This is a genomic window from Iodobacter sp. BJB302 (genome assembly GCF_002735645.1).
In the GTDB taxonomy this organism is placed as follows: Bacteria; Pseudomonadota; Gammaproteobacteria; order Burkholderiales; family Chitinibacteraceae; genus Iodobacter.
In genome coordinates this window covers 1-2,428 of record NZ_PDZG01000151.1, presented here as the reverse complement: position 1 = coordinate 2,428, position 2,428 = coordinate 1, and the positions used below count along the sequence as shown (strand labels likewise).

At 48.5% G+C, this 2,428-nt stretch carries 2 protein-coding genes; both read right to left on the bottom strand.

What is annotated here, in order from left to right; translation table 11 throughout:
- Positions 1-445 precede the first annotated feature (445 nt).
- Complete coding sequence (locus CSQ88_RS22210; protein WP_099400236.1) at positions 446-1,411, bottom strand: flagellar motor protein MotB; 966 nt, start codon at positions 1,409-1,411, stop codon at positions 446-448.
- Positions 1,412-2,278 carry a flagellar motor stator protein MotA gene (gene motA, locus CSQ88_RS22205; protein WP_099400235.1) on the bottom strand — a complete coding sequence of 289 codons (867 nt, stop codon included), beginning with the start codon at positions 2,276-2,278 and terminating at the stop codon, positions 1,412-1,414.
- Between the last annotated feature and the right edge of the window lie 150 nt (positions 2,279-2,428).

The following is a 2,428-nucleotide window of genomic DNA, read 5'->3' as shown; positions in this document are numbered from 1 at the left end:
TTGCATGTGTAAAGCATGCCGCCAGCGTTCAATCTGAGCCAGGATCAAACTCTTTAGTTTAATCGCTAAGCTAGTACTTACTGGCTTACTTTATTCAGAGCAACCATCGCTGGTTACTCCTTACTCACGTAAGCACTTGTTTCGCTCCCGAATCAAGCACTCACACTCATCGACTGTATTTTTTTAAAGATCGGTTCGCTATCTGCATCACTCCGTTTCCGTGTGTGCTGCAGCGAGAGGCCGAACTATACCGGCGACACCCTGCCCGGTCAACCCCTTTACTAAAACAAAACTATGCAAGTTGCTAAGTTATTGATTTAAAAAAGCACCCCTTTATTTCTTTTTTGCAGCTTCATCGCCAAACCACAGATCAATACCGTTTTAGTATTCGCCCATCCACATAAAAACCTGAGCATTCGATCAAAACGACCTCATTTATAAATAGTCAGCGTGCTGCTTTGGGGTCTGCGAGCGATGCATTTAACTGATCAACACTGATTTCATTCTTACCACCATTGGGCATCCCAAACATGGCAGCCATTTCCTGAGCCTGATCTTTTGTAAGTACTAATAACTCAATACGGCGATTTGATGCGGACTTAGGATTTTGCACATCATAAGGCGCACGATCGGCCATGCCGGCAACTTGCAGGATATTCTCTGCAGGCATGCCGCCTTCTAAAAGCCCAACCCTGGCGGCCATCGCCCTGTTATTTGATAAGCTCCAGTTAGAGAACGCTGCGTAATTGGCATTCTTATATTGCATTGAGTCGGTATGCCCGATCACCAGAAGCTGGTGATCAATCCGGGAAAAGATGGCGCCCATTTTGAGCAGCAATCGCCGGAAGCGCTCACCAGGTACCTGGCTGCCGCGCTCAAACATGCCCTGCTTATCAGTATCGTGCAGCATGATGCGCAGGCCATAGGGGGTAATAATGGTTTGGATATTCTCAGACAGCCCCGCTTCTTTAAACAGCTGCAGAAACGTTTGCGCTAATTCCTGCATATCACGCGGGGTGTCGTATTGTTTTTTAGGTGAAGCATTATCTGAGTATTGCAGGGAGTCCTGATCACCACCACCCTGCCCCTGTGCAGATTGAATGGCCCCCGATTGATTAGTGCCAATGATGGGCTCACGCGGGATCAGACTGCCCTTGGGATTGCCCTGATGATCTATCAGTTCACGATTGCCATTACTGGCTAAAGAGCGCCCTGCGCCGTTACGCAGTACGCGCTCAAGACTTTCCTTATCCCTTGCGGATAAAACCCATAACACCAGAAACAAACACATCAGCGCCAGAACGAAGTCAGCAAAAGCAACTTTCCATGCCCCGCCATGTGCTTCAGCACTTTGCCTGCGGGATACCTTGCGGATAATTGTTTCTTCGTGCTTATTATTCTTATTACTCAATTAAGCCGTTCCCTCTAGCGTGTTGATCCACGTTTCAAGCTGAGAAAAGCTAGGCTTAATATTCAGCTGCACTAAACGACGCCCGGCATCAATCGCCAGCAAGGGTGGCTTGCCTGATACATGGGTGACCAGCACCACTTTTACGCACTCCAGATTAGACAGCTCTTCCTTCACCAGCTGGTGCATCATATTGCACAGCGGATCAAGTACGCCGTAGCACATAAAAATCCCAATAAACGTCCCTACCATGGCTGCGCCAACGCGCTCACTGATTTCGGCGACTTCTGCGCCTTCACTAATGGTGTGCATGGTCATCACAATGCCCAGCACCGCAGCCAAAATACCAAAGCCGGGCATGCCTTCAGAAATCTTATGCAGCGATTTGGAAGGCTGATTCAGCTCTTCGTGAATCGCTTCTAATTCCTGCTCCAGTACGCCTTCTAATTCATGGGCATTGATTTTTCCCATCGCCATCAGGCGGAAGTTGTCCACAATAAAGGCGAGTAGCTTGGGTTGCTCTAAGACAAGCGGGTAGCGCTGAAACAAGGCGCTTTCTCTTGGCGATTCGACGTGCTGATCTAATGCTTTCAGCCCCTGGCCCGCAGTAATCAGCAGCTCATACATTAATAATAATAATTGGCGCTGAAAATCCGGCCCCTGCTTTTTACCCATCACCACCCGGCGGATTTGCCCCAGCATTTCTGCCAGCACATGCTTAGGGTTGCCCAGCACCAGCGCACCAACACCTGCACCAATAATGATAAGCAGCTCAACCGGCTGCCAGATCAGATGAAAAGTCCCCCCGATCATAAAGAAGCCACCAAACACACACATCATCACGATGCCGATACCTAAGAACAGCTGCATGCTTTATTCCAACTCTGATTAAGTGAACTGCACCCCAAAAGTTGGACACCCGTCCATATTTTTGGGGTGTTTTTATGTCCAAGTACTCAACGCAATTCAAGCTCTCTGTCGTTCAGCAATATTTAACTGGCGAAGCGGGTATCAAAACGA